The sequence below is a fragment of the Rhizobium sp. SEMIA4064 genome (genome assembly GCF_003025035.1).
In the GTDB taxonomy this organism is placed as follows: Bacteria; Pseudomonadota; Alphaproteobacteria; order Rhizobiales; family Rhizobiaceae; genus Rhizobium; species Rhizobium paranaense.
On record NZ_PYJN01000001.1, the window covers coordinates 276,350 to 296,476 of the forward strand.

Consider the following 20,127-nt stretch of genomic DNA (forward strand, 5'->3'; position numbering starts at 1 on the left):
ATGTCGCATGATCTGTTCGAGGCCGCTCGCGGAGCGATGGCGTTTGCCCATGCCCCCTATTCGAAATTCCCTGTCGGCGCGGCGATCCGTGCCGAGGACGGCAAGGTCTACACCGGCGCCAATATCGAGAACCTGTCCTTTCCGCAGGGCTGGTGCGCCGAGCCGACCGCGATCAGCCATATGATCATGGCCGGCGCCAAGAAGATCGTCGAAATGGCCGTCATCGCCGAAAAGCTGCCGCTCTGCCCGCCCTGTGGCGGGTGCCGGCAGAAGATCGCCGAATTTGCCAGCAAGGAAACGCGCATCTATCTCTGCGACGAAACCGGGGTGAAGAAGACCATGACCATGGACGAGATGCTGCCCTTCAGCTTCGAAACCGAGATACTCGGATGACCGCCGCCGCCGACCTCTTGGCCGCAAAGCTCGGTGATCTTCAGCCGCGCTACGGCGTCGTCCTCGGCTCCGGCCTTGGTTCCCTGGTCGATCAGGTCAGGGATGCCGTGCGCATTCCCTATGCCGATCTTCCCGATTTCCCCGTCAGTGCCGTCTCTGGTCATGCCGGCACGCTGGTCGCCGGTTATCTCGGCGATGTGCCGGTCCTCATGCTGTCCGGCCGTGTGCATTATTATGAAAAGGGCGACGCCAACGCCATGCGCGTGCCGATCGAGACGCTGAAGGCTCTCGGCGTCGAGACACTGATCCTCACCAATTCGGCCGGATCGCTGCGCGAAGAAATGCCGCCGGGATCGGTGATGCAGATCACCGACCACATCAATTATTCCGGCATGAACCCGCTGATCGGCGAAGAAAGCGACAAGCGTTTCGTCGGCATGACCAATGCCTATGATACCGACCTGATCATGCGCATGCGCAAGGCGGCGGAAAAGGCCGAGATCAAGCTGTCGCATGGCGTCTATATGTGGTTCTCCGGCCCGAGCTTCGAAACCCCGGCGGAAATCCGCATGTCCCGCATTCTGGGCGCCGATGCCGTCGGCATGTCGACGGTGCCGGAAGTTATTCTTGCGCGTCTTTTCGGCCTGAGGGTTGCAGCGGCCTCCGTCATTACTAATTATGGGGCTGGCATGACCGGCGCCGAGCTCACGCATGAAGAGACGAAGGACATGGCCCCGGTCGGCGGCGCTCGCCTTGCCGCCATCTTAAAAGAAATGATTGCGGACGGAGGAAACGACCAATGACGAGCCATTCCCTCAGAGAAACGGCGGCCGTTGCGCTTTCCCTTCTCGATCTCACCAACCTTAAGGACGATTGCACGCCGGCGCAGATCGAGACGCTCTGTGCACGCGCTCAGTCGCCCTATGGCAACACCGCCGCTATCTGCATCTGGCCGCGTTTCGTCGCCCAGGCACGCGGCATTCTCGGAACCGACCATGCGGTGAGGATCGCGACCGTGGTGAATTTCCCGGCCGGCGATATGGAAGTGGCCGACGTCGCCGCCGAAGCGCGCGAGGCGATCGCCGATGGTGCCGATGAGATCGATCTCGTCATTCCCTATCGTGCACTGCTGGCCGGCAACGAGCAGGCCGTCACCGACATGGTTGCCGCAGTTAAGGCCGAATGCACGGGGCCGGTGCTACTGAAGACCATTCTCGAAACCGGCGAACTCAAGGACGTGGCGCTGATCCGCCGTGCTTCCGAACTGGCAATCGAGGCCGGCTCCGATTTCATCAAGACCTCCACCGGCAAGGTCACCGTCAACGCGACGCTGGAAGCCGCCGACATTATGCTGCGGGCGATCCGCCAGAGCGGCCGCAAGGTTGGTTTCAAGCCGGCCGGCGGCATCGGCTCCGTCGCCGATGCGGCTCTCTATCTGAGCCTTGCTGAGACCATCATGGCGCCGGATTGGGCCATGCCCTCGACGTTCCGTTTCGGCGCATCGAGCCTGCTCGACGATATCCTCAATGTGCTCGGCGGCGGGCAGTCCACCGCGGCGGCATCCGGCTACTGAGCGATGATTCCGCAGGAGATCATCCGGCGGAAGCGGGACGGCGGCACGCTTCACGTCAGCGATATCGACGCCTTCATTGCGGCCCTTGCCCGCGATGAGCTGGCCGAAAGCCAGATTGGTGCTTTCGCCATGGCCGTCTGGTACAGCGGCATGACGCGTGAGGAAACCGTGGCGCTGACGCTGGCCATGGCCCGCTCCGGCGATATGCTCTCCTGGTCCGGCATCGACAGGCCGATCGCCGACAAGCACTCGACGGGTGGCATCGGCGATAATGTGTCGCTGATGCTGGCGCCAATCGCCGCTGCCTGCGGCCTCGCCGTACCGATGATTTCCGGCCGCGGCCTCGGCCACACCGGCGGCACGCTGGATAAGCTGGAATCGATCCCAGGCTACGGCATCACCCCGCATGCGAGCCACTTCCGCAAGGTGGTGGACGAGGTGGGGTGCGCCATTATCGGCCAGACGGGAACCTTGGCGCCTGCCGACGGCAAGCTGTATGCCGTGCGCGATGTCACGTCCACGGTCGATTCCGTGCCGCTGATCACTGCTTCGATCCTGTCGAAAAAGCTGGCCGCCGGCCTCGAAACGCTGGTGCTGGACGTCAAGATCGGCAATGGCGCCTTCATGACCTCGCTGGAGGAGGCCGAGACGCTGGCCCGATCGCTAGTCGAGGTGGCGAATGGCGCCGGCGTCAAGACCTCGGCTTTGATCACCGACATGAATCAGCCGCTGGCAGATGCCGCCGGCAATGTCGTCGAACTCCGCAATTGCCTGGATTTCCTCAGGGGTGGTAAGGCGAACACGCGGCTGGAGACGGTCGTGCTGGCCTTCGCTGCCGAGATGCTGACGCAAGCCGGGATCGCAAAGACATTGCTCGAGGCGGAGGCAAAAGCGCATAAAGCACTCTCTTCCGGCAAGGCGGCCGAGCTTTTCGCTCGCATGGTCCAAGCCCTCGGCGGCCCTGCCGATCTGCTGGATCACCCGGACAAATATTTGACGGCCGCGCCGGTGCAGAAGCCTGTTCTTGCGTCTTCGGACGGTTGGCTTGTCGCCTGCGATGCCCGCGCCATCGGCATGAGCGTCATCGATCTCGGCGGTGGTCGCCGTCATCCACAGGACAAGATCGACCATCGCGTCGGCTTTAGCGATATCCTGCCGCTCGGAACAAAGGTCAGCAAAGGCGATCGCATCGCAACCGTTCATGCTGCCGACGAGACGAGCGCTGAAAAAGCCGTAGCCGATCTCAGCGCAAACTATCGGATCGGCGACGCCGCACCTGTTCTGCCGCCGGTGATCGTTGCGCGGATTTAACCGGCAATTATTGCGTCAAACGCAGTGAGCCGTTTTCGGCACTATAGGAATTGAGCTTTTTCAGAAAGCTCATGCCGATCAATGTCGTGCTCAATGCGCTGTCTTTCGCAACCACGGCGTCGACATCGCGGACCTTGATCGTGCCGATCTCGAGACGGTCGAGTTTGACGAGAGCCACCTTGGACGGGCCGTTGGCCGTCTGCGTGGTGTAGCGATAATCGAGATCGCTGCCGCTGATGCCGAGCCGGCGGGCCGTGCTCTCATTGATCGCCACATAGGTTGCGCCCGTATCGATCATGCCATGCACCGGCCGGCCATTGACTTTGAAGTCGCCCTCGTAGTGACCACCGGCGCCTGCGGGCAACAACACGCTCCCATATGCCGCCGGCGTCGCGGCAGGCTGCTGCGGCACGGCAACCTTGACTGCGGGCGCCGAGCTTTCGTTGCTTGCCGTTTGCGTGCCGAGCAACGCGGGAACCTGCGTAGCCGCAGCGGCAATGATACCGGCAAACACAAGAACGCGAACGAGCATCGGCGAGATCCTTCCCATGGGCTTCGCCATGTCGAGCCCATCGATCCAGCCAGTTTAAGACTGCTTCGCTGACAGGCCGCTAAACAGATCAATAAAAAGCCCGGCAGTTGGGGGCTGCCAGGCAAAAAAAGCAGATATGACGGCGGGATTTACTTCGTGCCGTACATCCGGTCGCCGGCGTCGCCGAGGCCGGGAACGATATAGCCCTTTTCATTCAAATGGCTGTCGATCGCCGCCGTGAAGACGGGGACGTCCGGATGCGCCTTGCAGAAATTGGCGATGCCTTCCGGGGCGGCGAGCAGGCAGAGGAAGCGGATATTATGGGCGCCGCGCTCCTTCAGCTTGTCGATCGCGGCGATCGAGGAATTGCCGGTTGCCAGCATCGGGTCGACGACGATGATCAGGCGCTCGGATATGTCGTCCGGTGCTTTGAAGTAATATTCGACCGGCTGCAGCGTCTCATGATCGCGATAGACGCCGATATGCGAGACGCGGGCCGAGGGCACGAGGTCGAGCATGCCTTCCAGCAGGCCGTTGCCGGCGCGCAGGATCGAGGCGAAGACCAGCTTCTTGCCTTCCAGGATCGGCGCGTCCATCGGCTGCAACGGCGTCTCGATGGTCTCGATCGTCAGTTCGAGGTCGCGCGTCACTTCGTAGCAAAGCAGCGTCGAAATCTCGCGCAGAAGCCGGCGAAAGCTTCCCGTCGACGTCTCCTTCTTACGCATGATGGTCAATTTATGCTGCACGAGCGGGTGATCGATGACAGTGACGCCGTCCATGGTTTCAGCCTTCCAATAATTCCGTGATATCGGATGTTTCTTTCACGGAAATCGCCTCTTGTGCAAGAAAATAGGCCGCATTTTGGAACGTCATCCCCAGTCGGCGACCTAAAAATAATGCGGTCATAATCTGGCGAGCAGGGATGCCCGCGTGGCGTCGTCCACAAATGCCGCCTCGACCGCAGTGCGGGTCATGGCATTGATCTCGTCATCGCTGAAGCCGAAGGACGTGGATGCCAGCTCGTATTCGCGTTTCAGCGAGGTGTGGAAGAAGGGTGGATCGTCGGAATTGATGGTGACGCGCACGCCCGCGTCGCGCAGCTTGCGCAGCGGATGCGACGGGAAATCCGGAAAGACATTCAACGCCACATTCGAGCCGGGGCAGACTTCCAGCACCGTGCCGAGATCGGCGAGACGCTTGACGAGGTCGGCATCCTCGATGGCGCGCACGCCATGGCCGATGCGCGATGGGCGGACCAGCTCGACCGCATCGGCGACGCTGAAGGCGCCGCAGACTTCGCCGGCATGGATGGTGAGGCCGAGGCCGGCTTCGCGGGCAATGTCGAAGGCACGCGCGTAATCGGCAACGCGGCCCATGCGCTCCTCACCCGCCATATTGAAGCCTGTAATCAGCGGGTTGTCGCTTCCGGCGGCATATTCGGCGGCCTTGATGACGCGCTCCGGCCCGAAATGGCGTTCGCCGGTAACGAGCAGCCGGGCGACGATGCCGCTCTTTTCTTGTGCCGCACGAATGCCGGCCGAGACGCCGGCCATATAGGCATCCGCGCCAAGGCCGATACGGTCGCCATGGTCCGGCGAGACGATCAGCTCGCTATAGATCGTGCCGATGCCCGCAAGCTCTTCGAGATAGGTCTCAGTCAGCAGCGCGTAATCTTCCTCGGTACGATAGACCTCGGAGACCTTGTCGTAGCAGACGAGGAATTCGGTGAAATCTTTCCAGAGGTAGATACCGTCACGCATGAAGGCGCTGGTGTCGACGTTGTATTTCCGTGCCTGCGCGAGCGTCAGCGCCGGAGGAGCAGCACCTTCCAGATGGCAGTGCAGCTCGACCTTCTTCAAATGCGATGTCACAGAAAACTCCTTCCATGCGGCCCTGCCGCTATTCCCAAATGGCGTGCAACGGTTTCGCCGATATCGGCATAGGTCTGGCGGACGCCGATCGAGCGCGAGCGAACGCCCGGTCCATAGGCGATCACAGGCACGCGCTCGCGCGTGTGGTCGGTGCCGCGCCAGGTCGGGTCGCAGCCGTGATCGGCGGTCAGGATGACGAGATCGCCGGGCTTCAGCTTCTCGTGCACCTCCGGCAGCCTTGCATCGAAGGCTTCAAGCGCGGCCGCATAGCCGGCCACATCGCGGCGATGACCATAAACCATGTCGAAATCGACGAAATTCGTAAAGACGAGATCGCCATCGGCTGCCTCGTCCATGGTTCTGAGCGTCGCATCCATCAGCTTCATGTTGCCGTTGGCCTTGATAACCTTGGAGATGCCCTGATGGGCAAAGATATCGCCGATCTTGCCGACCGCATGCACGGTGCGTTCGGCTTGGACCAGACGGTCGAGCAGGGTCGGTTCTGGCGGCAGCACGGAGAAATCGCGGCGATTGCCGGTGCGTTCGAATGTCGCCTGCGTCTCGCCGATGAACGGCCGGGCGATCACGCGGCCGATATTGTAGGGATCAAGTAGGGTGCGGACGATCTGGCAGAGAGAGATCAACCGTTCCAGGCCGAAATGACGTTCATGTGCGGCAATCTGGAAGACGGAGTCTGATGAGGTGTAGCAGATCGGCTTGCCGCTGCGGATATGTTCCTCGCCATATTTGGCGATGATCTCGGTGCCGGATGCGTGGCAGTTGCCGAGAATGCCGGGGAGATCGGCCGCCTCGCAGATGGCCGCGACCAGCTCCGGCGGAAACGCGTCGCCCTCGGTGGAAAAATAACCCCAGTCGAACATGACGGGCGTGCCGGCGATTTCCCAATGACCGGACGGCGTATCCTTACCGCGCGACACCTCATTGGCGCAGCCGTAGAGACCATAGAGCTTCTCCGGCCGTGGCATGCCGTCCGGATAGCGGCCTGTCGCCGCCTTGGCGATCTCCAGCAAGCCGAGGCCTGACATGTTCGGCAGCGACAAGGGGCCGGAACGCAGGCCCTCGCGGTCTGCGGCGCCAGCCGCGCAGAATTCGGCGATATGGCCGAGCGTATCGGCACCCTCATCGCCATAGGCGGCCGCATCCGGGCTGCCGCCGACACCAAAGGAATCAAGAACGAAGAGAAAGGCGCGCGCCATGGTCCACCCGATAGGATTGCTCAATGCGCGACGTCCAGCGTCAAGCGCATTGGACGTCACCCATATAACGGCGACGTCAACTTGGCAATTTCCAGTTCATCTGGAGAATATAGCAGGGATTCACAACGATACTGTTCAACAATCGCTGCAGGTGACCGAAGTGTCGGTGCGTGGGCGATAGAAATACTCGCGGCTGATGGTGATCTGGCTGCTGCCGGCGGGCAGGAAATCCGAGCCGAAGCTGATGAGCTGATAGGGAATGGCGAGTTCGGTGCGCACCAGAAACGTGCTTGGCAGATCGATATCGCTGGGAACGGTGACGGCGCTGCCGGTCGAATAGGGCTTGCTGCCGTCCTGCGCCCAAGACCAGGCAACGGTGGCGTTGCCGCTTGCATCGAGCTGAATACCGGTGATCTTCAGTGTCAGGCCGGTCGCGTCGTAGGGCGTGAAAATAGCGCTGGCAACCGAAGGCATAGTGGCGAGCACTGTCTTGCTGACGCTGGATTGCTGCGTCACGATATCGGCGATCGATCCGGCCGACCGGCTGGCGCGCTTTTCGACGCTGAGCGCTATGGTGAGCTCGAAGGCGCCAAGATAAAGCATCAGCAGCACGGGGAAGAGAATGGCGAATTCGATCGCGCCGACGCCCTTCTCGTCGCGAACAAAGCGCCGCAGGGGAGCGCAAAGCTTAGCTCTCAGCTCTTTTAGACCCATCGCAACCTTCCTCACGGATAATTCTCGTTTTGGAAGGCCGCCGTCGCGACGATGAGATAGGTCGTCGGCATCGAACCGTCGGATGGCCGAATAGTGGTGAGATAGGGCCGCAGCAGGTCGGTCATCACCTGCCAGCGATAGTAGGCACGCACCATGTTCTTCGACTGGGCGCCGCCGGGTGCAAAACTGAAGCCCGTCGTCTTCAGATCAGAATAGGGGTCTGACGACATGCGCGGCACGGTTGTCGGCATAGCGGCGAAGGTCGCGTAGCTTTCGACGTCGAGATAGAGATTGGTCGGCGTCGCCAACTCGGCCGCCGAACAGACGATGATCACAGAGATCTCGTTGCAGAAGGCCTGGCGGAACTGCGCCGCGGTCATATCGGTCGTCGCGTTGTGATTATAGGTGATTTGCCCGGTTCTGAGTTCGCGCGACACCGTGTCGACGGCGTTGGAAACAACTTGTTCGGCGGTGAAGGCGACGAAGGTTTCCAGAATTGCGAAGATGATCAGGAAATAGGGGATCGCCAGCAGCGCGAATTCGATGGCGGCAGTGCCGTCGCGAGAGCACACCAATTCGCGCACGCGTCCACCTGCACGGCGCCGTGCAAAAGTCTTGCCCCCAAGAATATCGTCATCTGGCATCATACCGGAATCCGTGGCGATTTAATTGGGGCTAAGCTAGAGCTGGTTTCTTGATAATCCGTTTCGCATCTCTCTTCATATTGAAGGGATGCTTGATTTATTTAAGAAAGCCGAGCTTTGTTTAAGTATAACTGAATGTAAGTGAGTCCGAAGGCATCGCCGCTATTGGCTGGTGGATGCGGCGGCTGCAGTGCTGTTCTGTTGGGCATGCTGTTCGCAATTGGGTGTGCAGGACAGCACCGAGCGGTCGGTCTGGCGGTAGACGCGGACCGTATTGCCCTCGTCGATCGAGACAAGGACACGTTCGTCGACGATGGCATTGCCGTCGGAATCGAGCAGGACGATGTTCGTCGTGCCGAAACTGCGGCCGGTCAGCACGATGGTCTTTGGATCGGCGACAGTGGCGTCTGCAACTTGCGAGTTGCCGACAATGACCTTGCTGACAGGACGATCGAGCTTCAAGACGCGCGCATGGTCCATATAGACTCGCAGCATGCCGTTATCCGCAGCCTGGGAAAACTGCGGCACTAGGCCCACTGTTGCGGCGACGCAGGCAAAGAATGCTATTTTGCCGCGGGTTGGCATGGTCTCTGGGCCTCGTAAAGCTGATGGCGAAAATGATTGCCAAATAGAATGAGAAAGATTGGTGAATGAACAATTAAGAGAAGGGCTTTTCGTTCAATTCCGATGCAGCGGCATCTCGGCCTCTCCCATTTTGGGATTTCCCTACGGGAGTTGTAATATATCGGAACAATTCGTATGCCATCCTAATATACAAGCTCCTAATCATTGCCGGGAGGCTGAAGATTTTCTTTAAAAATGCGCGGAAAGACATGAATTGACGTTAACTAGTCTATTTGGGTTTTAGTTTTTCCGATCTGTTAACCCACTTCCTTAAAGCGATGGAAACGGCCAATCGCTAGCGTGTAGCTCATCCGATCAACGGCAAACAGTTGGCGGACGTGCTGTCAACAAAGTGAGTGGAGTTTACCTATGACCAAGCTTTTTTCGCGTTTCCTGAAAGACGAATCCGGTGCGACCGCAATTGAATACGGCCTGATCGCAGCGCTGATCTCCGTCGCCATCATCGCTGGCGCAACGACCCTGGGCAACACGCTCAGCACCGTGTTCAATAATATTTCCACCAAAATGAACGCCGCTTCTACCGCACACTAATTGATTGCGGCGCCTCGGCGGCATGTTTGGATCGAAAACGGCACAGTTGGCTGGCGTGCTGCCAACTAAGTGAGCGGAGCTACCTTATGACCAAGCTTTTTTCGCGTTTCCTGAAAGACGAATCCGGTGCGACCGCAATTGAATACGGCCTCATCGCAGCGTTGATCTCCGTCGCCATCATTGCCGGTGCAACGACCCTGGGCAACACGCTCAGCACCACGTTCAATGGCATTTCCGACAAGATGAACAACGCTTCCACTGCGCATTAATCGTGCGGAAGTATAGTGATGTAAGATATTCGAAAACCGCTCCATATCGTGAGCGGTTTTTGACTTTTATAGGTTAAGCTGGGGACATCCGATGCTTGAAGCTGCAACATTGCTGATCTTCCCGCTCTGCCTTGCGGTCGCGGCCTTTTCCGACCTGTTTACGATGACGATACCAAATCGGGTGTCACTCATCCTGCTCGGCTCATTTATCGTGCTTGCGCCCTTGCTCGGCCTGGCATGGGCTGACATCGGCATGCATTTCGCCGGCGGGGCCATTGTGTTTTGTGTCTGCTTTGCGCTCTTTGCGTTGAACGTCATGGGCGGTGGCGATGCCAAGCTGCTGGCGGCATCGGCGCTCTGGTTCGGCTTCGATCCGTCGCTTCTTTCTTTCCTTGTCTATGTCGCCTTCCTCGGAGGCATGGTGACGATAGCCATTCTGGTGATACGCTCGCATTCGAGTTCTATCATGGCCATAGGCCTGCCGCTGCCGAACTCGCTGCTGGTAGCCAAAAAGATCCCTTATGGTATTGCCATCGCCATTGGCGGCTTCCTGGCTTTTCCCTCGTCGCCTATGGTCGCGGCAGCATCTTCGCACATTATCTAAATTAGATAATTCTAAGTGTTAACGGCGTATTGCCAATTTTATATTTTAGATCACTTTAATAGTTATTATTAAATAACTGTAAATGTAATATACCATTAACCATAATTACACCAATTCCTGAGCATTCTGCGGGGCGAAGAGTCGTATTCCCTAAGGAATGATCATGAAACCCGCTCGCTTAATGATACTCGCGGTAGCAGTTGTCGCGGCAGGCCTTGCCGGACTGCTGGCGATGCATCTGGCCGGCTCACGTAATGTCGTGCCGCAGATCGAAGCGGTGGTAGAGAAGGAAGCGACGGTCAATGTGCTCGTCGCCGAAGCCAATCTTCCGGTCGGCGCGCGCCTGAATGAGAAGTCGATCCACTGGATGGCCTGGCCGCAGGGCGGCGTCGTCAAAGGTTTCATCACAGAAACCGAACGTCCCGATGCACTGAAGGACCTCAGCGGTGCAGTCGTCCGTCTGCCGATCTTTGAAGGCGAACCGATTCGCGACGAGAAGGTCGCCGATTCCAATAGCCACATTCTGTCCTCGCTGCTGCCGTCGGGGAAACGTGCGGTTGCCACCGAAATTTCCGTCGCCACCGGCGCTGGCGGCTTCATTCTCCCCAATGACCGGGTCGACGTGATCATGGTGCGCAAGGGCGATACCCAGAAATTCGTCACCGAGACGGTGCTCAGCAATGTCCGCGTGCTCGCCATAGATCAGCAGGTCGAGGAAAAGCAGGATGGCACCAAGGCCGTGGTCGGCACGACCGCAACGCTTGAGCTGACGCCGGATCAATCCAAGGTGCTTGCGGTTGCTCAGCAGTTGGCCGACCGGCTGACGCTGGCGTTGCGCTCCGTTGCCGATGCCCAGCAGCCGGATACGGTCGCCGCCGATTACTTGCTGACCGGAGATAACGGCGCTGCCGTCGTTCAGGTCATCAAATCAGGCTCGATCGTCACCAACGGCACAGCCGCAGCCAAGACGCCATGAGAAGGGGCGGGATCATGTTCAAGACCAGTAAATCGATCGGCCTCCTCTCGCTTGCGGCTCTCTCCTTTTCTGTCGCTTTCGGCGGCCTGCCTTTCACAGAGGCGCCGGCCTTCCTGCGCATGGCGACGGCCAAGGCCGACGGTTCCGATAGCATCGTCACCATCGCCGGCCTCGGCACCAAGCGCACCCTGAAGCTCGGCCTCAACAAGGCGCTGGTGGTCGACCTGCCGGCGGACGCCCACGATATTCTCGTCTCCGATCCGAAGATGGCCGATGCGGTCACGCGTACCTCGCGTCGCATCTATCTCTTCGGCAAGACGGTCGGCCAGACCAATATTTTCGTCTTCGGCCCCGATGGGAAGGAGATCGTCAGCCTCGACCTCCAGATCGAGCGCGACATTTCCAGTCTTCAGGCCAATATCAAGCGCTTCATTCCGGACTCCGACATCAACGTCGAGATCGTCTCTGATAACATCGTCATGACTGGCACAGTTCGTACGCCGCAGGATTCGTCGCGCGCCGAACAGCTCGCCGAAGCCTTCCTCAAGGGCGGTGAGGCGACGACCCGTAACGAAACCGCAAGCGCTAGCGGCGGCGACAATTCCGTCGCGCTTTTTGCCGAAGCACGCCAGACGTCGCAGATCGTCAACCTTCTGCAGATCGAGGGCGAGGATCAAGTGACGCTGAAGGTCACTGTTGCCGAAATCAAGCGCAGCGTGCTGAAGCAAATCGGCTTCGACAATCTCGTCAGTAATTCCTCCGGCCTGACCGTCGCTCAACTCGGTAGTGTCAGCAGTGATGCGGCCACGGCCACGGCCGGTGGTGGTATCGCAGCCCTTTTCAAGAGTGCGATCGGCAAATACAATATCAGCAGCTATCTCACTGCCATGGAGCAGGCCGGCGCGGTACGCACATTGGCGGAACCGACGTTGACGGCAATCTCCGGGCAGGCCGCGACCTTCAATTCCGGTGGTCAGCAGCTTTACTCCACGACCAACAGCGACGGCACTGTAACGATCACGCCCTATACCTACGGCGTAAGCTTGGCCTTCACGCCGGTGGTTCTCTCGGCGGGACGCATCAGCTTGCATATCCAGACTCAGGTGTCGAATCCGGTCGGCACGGCGGGAACCGCGACGTATAACCAGCGTGCGGCCGATACCTCGGTCGAGTTGCCCTCCGGCGGTTCCATTGCGCTGGCCGGCCTTCTCAGTGATAGCGTTCAGCAAACCACGAACGGCACCCCCGGTGCCTCTAAGATCCCGATCCTCGGCGCACTCTTCCGCCAAAAAAGTTTTGAACGCGACGAAAGCGAACTTGTGATCATCGCGACGCCTTATCTGGTGCGGCCGGTAGCGCGTCCTCAACTCGCTCGTCCCGACGACAATTTCTCACCGAGCAACGATGTCGCCGCCTTCTTCATGAACCGTGTCAACAAGATCTACGGGCACAGGGATGGGCCGCCGGTTGCGGATGCCGATTTCCACGGCACCGTCGGCTTTATCTACAAGTGAGGGGAGACGGACAATGACGCACCCCTCTTCAACCGGAACAACGAGAGACCGAAAAATGGCCAGCCTCGATCGCAATGCGCCCCGCATCACCAAGCCGCGATTTGCAGCCCTGGCCCTGATCATGATGGCTGCCGCCGTCAGCGGATGTGCCGGTTCGCCGGATGGTATGACGACCAGTGCGATTTCCGACGACTATCGTCAGCGTCATCCTATCGTGCTGACCGAAAAGGAGCATCACGTCGACATTCCTGTCGTTGCGGGTGATCGCCGTATCACGACCGGCGCCCGCGACACGGTTCGCGGTTTCGTGCAGGATTATAGAGCTCATGCTTCCGGCACTATCGAAGTCCTGGCGCCCAGCGGTTCGGCCAATTCGCCTGGGGTTTCTGCGTTCCGCCGGCAGATCCGGCAGGAGCTTGTCGCAAGCGGCATTCCGTCGGCGCGCATCGTCGACAGTTATTACCAAACCAGCGGCCCGGGCGATGCAGCCCCGATCAGGCTCCGCTTCTTGGCAACGACGGCGACCACCAATGCCTGTGGCCAGTGGCCGGAAGATCTGTCCGCCAATGCCTTCGACAATCAGAACTACTACAATTTCGGCTGCGCCACTCAAAACAACCTCGCAGCACAGGTCGCCAATCCGACCGACCTCATCGCGCCGCGCGCCATGACGCCGATCGATGCCGACCAGCGCAGCAAGGTGATCGACAGCTACCGCAGCGGCACTACCCCAACGAGCACGGCTACGATCGGCGGCTTTAGCGGTTCCTGAGCATGAGGATAACTGGCCGGCGGAACAGGATAGAATCATGAGCGCTATCAATTACGATATCAGAAAGACCGAGGTGGAGGCCGAAGATGCGCCCCGCGCGGGCGATCTCGAAAACATGCGGCCATTGCCGCGCATCTCCGTGCACGCCTTTTGCGAAAGCGAGCAGATGCAGCAGGTGATGGACCGATGCGCCAATGACCGGCGCATGTCCAAGGTCAGCCTCAGGATCACCAGCGGCAGCACGGCGGCGGCGGCAAACATGTTCGCCTCGACACCGACGCCCAATCTGATCATCCTGGAAACCCGGGCCAATCCGAGTAATCTGCTGGCAGAGCTCGCGCCGCTTGCTGCCGTCTGCGATCCCAGCACAAAGGTGGTGATCGTCGGCTATCACAATGATATCGGCCTTTATCGCGAACTTATCCGCAACGGTATTTCCGAATATATGGTCCAGCCGGTTGCCATGGTCGATGTCATGGCGGCGATGACGGCCATCTTCGTCGATCCCGATGCCGAACCGATTGGCCGCAGCGTTGCCTTCATCGGCGCCAAGGGTGGGGTAGGGGCGTCCACCATCGCGCATAATTGCGCTTTCGGCATCTCCAGCCTGTTTTCGACCGAGACCATTCTCGCCGATCTCGACCTGCCGTACGGCACTGCCAATATCGATTTCGACCAGGATCCGGCCCAAGGCATCGCAGAAGCTGTCTATGCGCCGGAGCGTCTCGACGAGGTTTTCCTCGATCGTCTTTTGACCAAATGTTCGCAGCACCTGTCGTTGCTCGCTGCTCCCTCCATGCTCGACCGCGCCTATGATTTCGACGGGCAGGCATTTTTGCCCGTGCTCGACGTCCTGCAGCGCAGCGCGCCGGTGAGTGTGCTCGACCTGCCGCATCTCTGGACGGAATGGACCCGCTCTGTGCTGTCGGCCGTCGACGAAGTCGTGATTTGCGCGGCTCCCGACCTTGCCAATCTGCGCAACGCCAAGAACATGCTGGATGCGCTGCGGAAGCTCCGCCCCAATGACAAGGCACCGCATCTCATCCTCAATCAGGTCGGCATGCCGAAGCGTCCGGAAATCGGTCCCTCCGAGTTCTGCGAGCCGCTGGAGACCGATCCGATCGCCATCATTCCCTTCGATATCAATCTGTTCGGCAACGCCGCCAACAGCGGCCGCATGATTTCGGAGACCGACCCGAGATCACCGGTCGCCGAGACCTTCTCGCAGATATCGCACATCGTTACCGGGCGCGTTGCGCTGAAGAAGACGAAGAAGGGCGGCCTGCTCGGCCTCCTGAAGCGGAAGTAATCGTTTGATGTCGCATGATCTTGTTCGAAGGCCGGTTCGGATTTTTGAGATCATGCTCTAGCGTAGAATTGGATCGACGGCATGTTTGGCAGACGCGGAAATGAAGGTCCTGCAAAAAGCGGCGGCGTAACGCCCCCGCCGTCGCCGCCGCGTGCACCGTCCGCGGCTGCGCCTGCGGCATCGACCGTGCTGGTAGAGCCGGCGCGCGAGGGGTCGCAACAACGCCAGCAAGTGGCGCCGCCTTCGATGCAGACGCCGACCCGCCGCCGGCCGGCGCGCACCGAAGAATATTACGATACCAAGTCGCAGGTCTTTTCCGCGCTGATCGATACGATCGACCTGTCGCAGCTCGCCAAGCTCGATGCCGAGGCAGCGCGCGAGGAAATCCGCGACATCGTCAATGACATCATCACCATCAAGAATTTCGCGATGTCGATTTCCGAGCAGGAGGAACTGCTCGATGACATCTGCAACGACGTGCTCGGTTACGGTCCGCTCGAGCCGCTGCTTGCCCGCGACGATATCGCCGACATCATGGTCAATGGCGCAGGCCAGACATTCATCGAAGTCGGCGGCAAGACGGTGGAATCGGAAATCCGCTTCCGAGACAATGCCCAGCTCCTTTCCATCTGCCAGCGCATCGTCAGCCAGGTCGGCCGCCGCGTCGACGAATCCAGCCCGATCTGCGACGCCCGCTTGCCGGACGGATCGCGCGTCAACGTCATCGCCCCGCCGCTGTCGATCGACGGCCCGGCGCTCACCATTCGTAAATTCAAGAAGGACAAGCTGACGCTCGACCAGCTCGTCCGCTTCGGCGCCATCACGCCGGAGGGCGCTACGCTGCTGCAGATCATCGGCCGCGTTCGTTGCAATGTCGTCATTTCCGGCGGTACGGGTTCGGGCAAGACGACGCTTTTGAACTGCCTCACCAACTACATCGATCGCGACGAGCGCGTCATCACCTGCGAAGACACGGCCGAATTGCAACTGCAGCAGCCGCATGTCGTCCGCCTCGAAACGCGCCCGCCAAACATCGAAGGCGAGGGCGAGATCACCATGCGCGATCTCGTCAAGAACTGCCTGCGTATGCGCCCTGAACGCATCATCGTCGGCGAAGTGCGCGGACCGGAAGTCTTCGACCTGTTGCAGGCGATGAATACCGGCCATGACGGTTCGATGGGCACGATCCACGCCAACACGCCGCGCGAGTGCCTGAGCCGTATGGAATCGATGATCGCCATGGGCGGCTTCAGCCTGCCGGCAAAGACGGTGCGCGAGATCATCTCAACTTCCGTCGACGTCGTCATCCAGGCTGCCCGCCTGCGCGACGGTTCGCGCCGCATTACCCAGATCACCGAGGTGATGGGCATGGAAGGCGATGTGATTATCACGCAGGATCTGATGCGGTACGAAATCGAAGGCGAAGATGCGAGCGGCCGCATCATCGGACGGCATATGTCGACCGGCATCGGCAAGCCGAATTTCTGGGACCGCGCCCGCTATTACAACGAGGAAAAGCGCCTGGCGACTGCCCTCGACGAAATGGAAAACAAGTCGAAATAGGACTTTCCCGATGTTCGGTGTCGATCCGATGGTGCTTCTGATTGTGGTGCTTGCAGCCGTCTCCGCGGCGGCTGTCTGTTACGGCATTCTCTATTCCCGGATCGAGGTGCAGAAGAAAACCGACGGTCGCGTCAACCGCATCAAATCGGCCGAGACCGACCGCGCGAAGGTCAAGGCGGCGCGCGACCGCGTACAGGAATTGTCGAAACGGCGCAAATCGATGCAGGATTCGCTGAAGGAGCTGGAAAAGCGCCAGTTGGAGAACACCAAACAGAAGCAGTCGCTGAAAATGCGCCTCGGGCAAGCCGGCCTCTCCGTGACGCCAGGGCGTTTCTATCTCTTCAGCGTCCTGTTCGGCTTCTTCGTCATGCTTGTCGTCCTCTTGGTCGGCGCGCCGCTCGCCGTCATACTCGGCCTTCCCTTCGCCGCGGCCTTCGGCCTGCCGCGTTGGGTCATCGGTTTCCTCATCAAGCGCCGGCAGAACAAGTTTCTGGATGAATTCCCCAATGCGCTGGATCTCATCACCCGTTCGATCCGCTCGGGCCTGCCGCTCAATGACGCCGTACGGCTCGTGGCGAGCGAGGCTCGCGAGCCGGTGAGGTCCGAATTCCGTCGCGTCGTCGAAGCCCAACAAGTCGGCCTCAGCATGCCCGACGCCTGCGCGCGCATGAGGAACCATATGCCGTTGCAGGAGGTGAACTTTTTCTCCATCGTCATCTCCATCCAGGCGCAGGCCGGCGGCAACCTGTCCGAAGCGCTGGGCAACCTTGCGCGCGTGCTGCGCGAACGTAAGAAGATGAAGGCGAAAGTCACCGCGCTATCGATGGAAGCAAAAGCCTCGGCCGTCATCATCGGCTCGCTGCCCTTCATTGTCGCGACGCTCGTCTATCTGACCTCGCCGCAATACATGATCATCCTTTTCACCGATCCGCGCGGCCATTTGATCCTGGGGGGCGCCGGCATCTGGATGTCGGTCGGCATCTATATCATGCGCAACATGGTCAATTTCGAGATTTAACCGGAAGGAGACGCCGAGCCATGTCCTCCGATTTAGCCAGTAAATTGACCGATCCCGGCATGATTCTTGCCGTTTTCGTCGCGATTGCGGTCTTTGCTACCTTCTACACGATCGCCGTGCCCTTCCTGGAGCGCGGTGATCTCAACAAGCGCATGAAGGCCGTTTCCACCGAGCGCGAACAAATCCGCGCCCGGGAACGCGCCCGCTTGACGGCCGACGGCGGCAAGGCGTCGCTGCGCAGCCAGAACAACCGCAATGTCCGTCAGATCGTCGAGCGCTTCAATCTCCGCACGGCCTTGGTCGATACCAACACGGTCAATCGGTTGCGGGCGGCCGGTCTGCGCTCGGAAAATGCGTTGAACATATTCCTGGTGGCGCGTTTTCTGCTGCCGTTCCTGTTTTTGATGGTTGCCGTCATTTTCGTTTTCGTCCTTGGCTACTTCGCTGCCAAGCCGTTCGCGTTTCGCCTTCTTGGCGTCATCGGCACCGCCTATCTCGGCTTTTATGCGCCGAATATCTATATTTCCAATCGCATGACCAAACGGCAGAAATCCATCAAGCGCGCCTGGCCGGATGGGCTCGACCTGATGCTGATCTGCGTGGAATCGGGCATTTCCATCGAAGCAGGCATGCGTCGCGTCTCCGAGGAAATGGCGGAGCAGTCGGCACCGCTCGCCGAAGAAATGGTGTTGACCACGGCGGAACTCTCGTTCCTGCAGGATCGCCGTAGCGCCTTCGACAACCTCGCCAGCCGTACGCAGATCGAAATCGTCAAATCGGTGACGCAGGCTCTGATCCAGGCCGAGCGTTACGGCACGCCCATCTCGCAGGCGCTGCGCGTGCTGGCGCAGGAAGGCCGCGACGAACGCATGAACGAAGCGGAAAAGAAGGCGGCCGCCCTGCCGCCAAAGCTGACCGTGCCGATGATCGTCTTCTTCCTGCCCGTCCTCATGGCCGTTATCCTCGGCCCGGCGGCTATCCAGGTGATGGATAAATTCTGACATACAAACTTGCCGCCGGCGTAGGACGTGACTAGTTTCCAATCCTGCGTCACGGGCGATGAGATGGATGGTATCGGCGCGGGAGGAAAGCGCCGCTCGCCCGGACGCTAGTCCGGGAGGATTTGCATGTCGTCCATAGCCATCTTTTTCAGCATCATCGCTGCGGTTTTCATTGGGGCGGTCAGTCCCGGCCCGAGTTTCGTTCTCGTTTCCCGCATCGCCGTTTCCCGGTCGCGCAAGGCGGGCCTTGCCGCCGCTCTCGGCATGGGCGTGGGCAGTGTTACCTTCGCGACCTTGGCCTTGTTCGGCTTGAATGCGCTTCTGATGCAAGTCGAATGGCTGTATCTCTCGCTGAAGGTCGCCGGCGGCCTGTATCTGATCTATATCGGCATTCGCATTTGGCGCGGCGCGGCACATGACGTCGCTATCGACACCCCTGCCACCCCGAGCGGCGGGAGTATCCGGCGCAATTTCTGGTTCGCGCTTGGAACGCAGCTCAGCAATCCGAAGACGGCCATCTTCTACGGCAGCATCTTTGCCGCGCTTCTCCCCGCGCAGCCCGTTGCATGGCTGATTTTCGCTTTGCCGCCGGCCGTCTTCGCCATCGAGGTGGGCTGGTACACGGTGGTGACCATCGCCTTTTCATCGAACCGTCCACGCGCGCTCTATCTCGGGGCGAAGCTCTGGATCGACAGGGTCGCAGGCGCCGTCATGGGAGCGCTCGGCGCCCGGCTAGTCACGGAAGGCCTGCCGCGTCACATCTGGCGCTAAAAGGTTTAGTTGACCGCTTTCTTGGCGTCGCCGGCAGCGAGCTTCTGCCAGGAATTCTGCTGCGCCAGCATGGAGCGCAGATAAGCGACATTGGCGTTGGCCTGCTGCGCTGTCAGTTCCTGGCGGGCGATCTGCTCGGCTTCGGCGAAGCGGCCCTGCAGCCCGACCACGAGAGCCAGGTTCTGGCGGACGCGGCTGTCGGCCGCCGGCTGAGCGACGGCGGAGCGAAGATAGGTCTCGGCGGACTTCAGATCGCCGGTCAGCACGTAGGACATGCCGAGATTGGAAAGGATCGACGGCTCGTTCGGCTGCAACACCAGGGCGTCGCGATATTTGCCGCGCGCCTCGGTCGAGCGCCCGAGCTGATCGAGGATCGCGCCTTCGGCCGAAACCAGCCGCCAATCCGGCCGGTCCGGCGTCTGCGCGCGATCGATGGTCGCGAGCGCGTCCTGGAGCTGCCCGGCGGCGGCTTGGGCCTTGCCGTAGGCAGCCAGCACGCCACGATCATTCGGATGTGCGATCGCCACCTGCTGCATGACCGCGAGCGCCTGATCGTTGCGGCCGCTCATGCGCAGCGCGTTGGCGTAGTTGACGCCGGTATCGCGGTCTTTCGGATTGGCGTCATAGGCTTTGCCAAGGCTAAGGGTCGCCTGCGCGAGATCCGAGCCGTTCATCTCTTCGACTGGCTTCTTCGACATCGTCGGGATGGAGCCGGTCGTCATTTTGTCTTTGCCGGTCGTCGAGCAGCCGGCGAGGGCAAGCGCCACGAGCGCTGCCGAAGCACTGTGGAGCAGGAAGGTCTTGAATGTAGACGAGGTTGACGAAGTGGCCATGGCGCCTATTCCCGGAATGCTTGAGTCCTGCGCCTGGCCTCAAATCGGAACAGGGAAAGGTTTGAC

Annotated in this window: 23 protein-coding genes; 15 read left to right on the forward strand and 8 right to left on the reverse strand. The window is 60.1% G+C overall.

The features are described from left to right. The 4 genes from C9E91_RS01315 to deoA are packed head-to-tail and all read left to right on the forward strand — an operon-like array spanning position 1 to position 3,277. Positions 1-393 carry a cytidine deaminase gene (locus tag C9E91_RS01315; RefSeq protein WP_104821630.1) on the forward strand — a complete coding sequence of 131 codons (393 nt, stop codon included), beginning with the start codon at positions 1-3 and terminating at the stop codon, positions 391-393. Further along, complete coding sequence (locus C9E91_RS01320; RefSeq protein ID WP_107106572.1) at positions 390-1,196, forward strand: purine-nucleoside phosphorylase; 807 nt, start codon at positions 390-392, stop codon at positions 1,194-1,196. The genes C9E91_RS01315 and C9E91_RS01320 overlap by 4 nt, the downstream gene beginning before the upstream one ends. Continuing rightward, a complete protein-coding gene (gene deoC / locus C9E91_RS01325) occupies positions 1,193-1,966 on the forward strand; it encodes a deoxyribose-phosphate aldolase (RefSeq protein WP_107106573.1) in 774 nt (257 codons plus the stop codon). The genes C9E91_RS01320 and deoC overlap by 4 nt, the downstream gene beginning before the upstream one ends. A gap of 3 nt (positions 1,967-1,969) precedes the next feature. Next, a complete protein-coding gene (gene deoA, locus C9E91_RS01330; RefSeq protein ID WP_107106574.1) occupies positions 1,970-3,277 on the forward strand; it encodes a thymidine phosphorylase in 1,308 nt (435 codons plus the stop codon). Positions 3,278-3,284: 7 nt separating this feature from the next. Here deoA and C9E91_RS01335 read toward each other — a convergent pair whose 3' ends face one another. The 7 genes from C9E91_RS01335 to C9E91_RS01365 form a co-directional block, all read right to left on the reverse strand. Next, positions 3,285-3,809, reverse strand: coding sequence for a TIGR02281 family clan AA aspartic protease (locus C9E91_RS01335; protein ID WP_107106624.1), 525 nt, complete (start codon positions 3,807-3,809; stop codon positions 3,285-3,287). Positions 3,810-3,958: 149 nt separating this feature from the next. Then, positions 3,959-4,588 carry a uracil phosphoribosyltransferase gene (gene upp / locus C9E91_RS01340; RefSeq protein WP_028754397.1) on the reverse strand — a complete coding sequence of 210 codons (630 nt, stop codon included), beginning with the start codon at positions 4,586-4,588 and terminating at the stop codon, positions 3,959-3,961. A gap of 123 nt (positions 4,589-4,711) precedes the next feature. After that, entirely contained in the window at positions 4,712-5,680 is a 969-nt protein-coding gene (locus tag C9E91_RS01345) for an adenosine deaminase (protein ID WP_107106575.1), read from the reverse strand. Next, on the reverse strand, positions 5,677-6,897 hold the full coding sequence (locus C9E91_RS01350; protein ID WP_107106576.1) for a phosphopentomutase: 1,221 nt from the start codon (positions 6,895-6,897) through the stop codon (positions 5,677-5,679). Before C9E91_RS01350 ends, C9E91_RS01345 begins: the two co-directional genes overlap by 4 nt. Before the next feature lie 135 nt (positions 6,898-7,032). Then, positions 7,033-7,611, reverse strand: a complete 579-nt coding sequence (locus C9E91_RS01355) for a TadE/TadG family type IV pilus assembly protein (RefSeq protein ID WP_107106577.1) — start codon at positions 7,609-7,611, stop codon at positions 7,033-7,035. Between the two features lie 11 nt (positions 7,612-7,622). Beyond that, positions 7,623-8,258 carry a TadE/TadG family type IV pilus assembly protein gene (locus C9E91_RS01360; protein ID WP_107106578.1) on the reverse strand — a complete coding sequence of 212 codons (636 nt, stop codon included), beginning with the start codon at positions 8,256-8,258 and terminating at the stop codon, positions 7,623-7,625. A gap of 159 nt (positions 8,259-8,417) precedes the next feature. Beyond that, positions 8,418-8,840, reverse strand: a complete 423-nt coding sequence (locus C9E91_RS01365) for a pilus assembly protein N-terminal domain-containing protein (RefSeq protein WP_107106579.1) — start codon at positions 8,838-8,840, stop codon at positions 8,418-8,420. A gap of 408 nt (positions 8,841-9,248) precedes the next feature. On the opposite strand from C9E91_RS01365, the gene C9E91_RS01370 reads away from it, so the two are divergent. The 11 genes from C9E91_RS01370 (at position 9,249) to C9E91_RS01420 (ending at position 19,228) form a co-directional block, all read left to right on the forward strand. Next, complete coding sequence (locus C9E91_RS01370) at positions 9,249-9,431, forward strand: Flp family type IVb pilin (RefSeq protein ID WP_107106580.1); 183 nt, start codon at positions 9,249-9,251, stop codon at positions 9,429-9,431. Positions 9,432-9,517: 86 nt separating this feature from the next. After that, entirely contained in the window at positions 9,518-9,700 is a 183-nt protein-coding gene (locus C9E91_RS01375; protein ID WP_107106581.1) for a Flp family type IVb pilin, read from the forward strand. Between the two features lie 91 nt (positions 9,701-9,791). Beyond that, a complete protein-coding gene (locus C9E91_RS01380) occupies positions 9,792-10,304 on the forward strand; it encodes an A24 family peptidase (RefSeq protein WP_107106582.1) in 513 nt (170 codons plus the stop codon). A 163-nt stretch (positions 10,305-10,467) separates the two neighbouring features. Beyond that, on the forward strand, positions 10,468-11,280 hold the full coding sequence (gene cpaB, locus C9E91_RS01385; RefSeq protein ID WP_107106583.1) for a Flp pilus assembly protein CpaB: 813 nt from the start codon (positions 10,468-10,470) through the stop codon (positions 11,278-11,280). A gap of 14 nt (positions 11,281-11,294) precedes the next feature. Continuing rightward, positions 11,295-12,794 carry a type II and III secretion system protein family protein gene (locus C9E91_RS01390; protein ID WP_107106584.1) on the forward strand — a complete coding sequence of 500 codons (1,500 nt, stop codon included), beginning with the start codon at positions 11,295-11,297 and terminating at the stop codon, positions 12,792-12,794. A 55-nt stretch (positions 12,795-12,849) separates the two neighbouring features. Then, positions 12,850-13,566: a CpaD family pilus assembly protein gene (locus C9E91_RS01395; RefSeq protein WP_107106585.1), complete on the forward strand. Its 717-nt coding sequence runs from the start codon at positions 12,850-12,852 to the stop codon at positions 13,564-13,566. A gap of 37 nt (positions 13,567-13,603) precedes the next feature. Then, complete coding sequence (locus tag C9E91_RS01400) at positions 13,604-14,875, forward strand: CpaE/TadZ family protein (protein ID WP_107106586.1); 1,272 nt, start codon at positions 13,604-13,606, stop codon at positions 14,873-14,875. Between the two features lie 81 nt (positions 14,876-14,956). Then, positions 14,957-16,438: a TadA family conjugal transfer-associated ATPase gene (locus C9E91_RS01405; protein ID WP_107106587.1), complete on the forward strand. Its 1,482-nt coding sequence runs from the start codon at positions 14,957-14,959 to the stop codon at positions 16,436-16,438. A 10-nt stretch (positions 16,439-16,448) separates the two neighbouring features. Then, positions 16,449-17,456 (forward strand): type II secretion system F family protein, encoded by a 1,008-nt coding sequence (locus tag C9E91_RS01410; protein ID WP_107106588.1) that lies wholly within the window; start codon positions 16,449-16,451, stop codon positions 17,454-17,456. Between the two features lie 20 nt (positions 17,457-17,476). After that, positions 17,477-18,457, forward strand: a complete 981-nt coding sequence (locus C9E91_RS01415) for a type II secretion system F family protein (protein WP_107106589.1) — start codon at positions 17,477-17,479, stop codon at positions 18,455-18,457. Between the two features lie 126 nt (positions 18,458-18,583). Then, positions 18,584-19,228 carry a LysE family translocator gene (locus C9E91_RS01420; RefSeq protein WP_107106590.1) on the forward strand — a complete coding sequence of 215 codons (645 nt, stop codon included), beginning with the start codon at positions 18,584-18,586 and terminating at the stop codon, positions 19,226-19,228. Between the two features lie 5 nt (positions 19,229-19,233). On the opposite strand, the gene C9E91_RS01425 is transcribed toward C9E91_RS01420, so the two are convergent. Then, the gene (locus C9E91_RS01425; RefSeq protein WP_107106591.1) at positions 19,234-20,061 is read right to left on the reverse strand and encodes a tetratricopeptide repeat protein; all 828 of its coding nucleotides are present in this window, start codon (positions 20,059-20,061) and stop codon (positions 19,234-19,236) included. Positions 20,062-20,127 lie beyond the last annotated feature (66 nt).